The organism is Vibrio sp. 10N.222.52.B7, from assembly GCF_041474275.1.
In the GTDB taxonomy this organism is placed as follows: Bacteria; Pseudomonadota; Gammaproteobacteria; order Enterobacterales; family Vibrionaceae; genus Vibrio; species Vibrio crassostreae_C.
On the sequence record NZ_JBFRTU010000592.1, the window covers coordinates 1 to 259 of the forward strand.

The window sequence follows — 259 nt, forward strand, 5'->3', positions numbered from 1 at the left end:
ACTCTTTTAGGTCGAGTTCTTGTTTCTCTGCATCTAACACAAACACCAGCGTCTTCTGGTCTTGGCGCCACTGTTTGATGAGCCGGTTGGCAATCGAAGGGTAATTAAAGGCAGGTACCGTAAACTCATAACCATCTCCACGCTCTAAAACTTGGTAAGTTGGCGTGATAGCGAGTTGCTGCTCAATGAAGATAGACATCTTGGGGGTGAGGACAATTTTTTGCTGTTCGAGCTTCTTCAAGAGTTGGTAACGAGCCAC

At 46.3% G+C, this 259-nt stretch carries 1 pseudogene; it reads right to left on the reverse strand.

Annotation, left to right across the window (positions count from 1 at the left end):
• Positions 1 to 259, reverse strand: a pseudogene (locus tag AB4512_RS24350) (hypothetical protein); the annotation flags it as partial.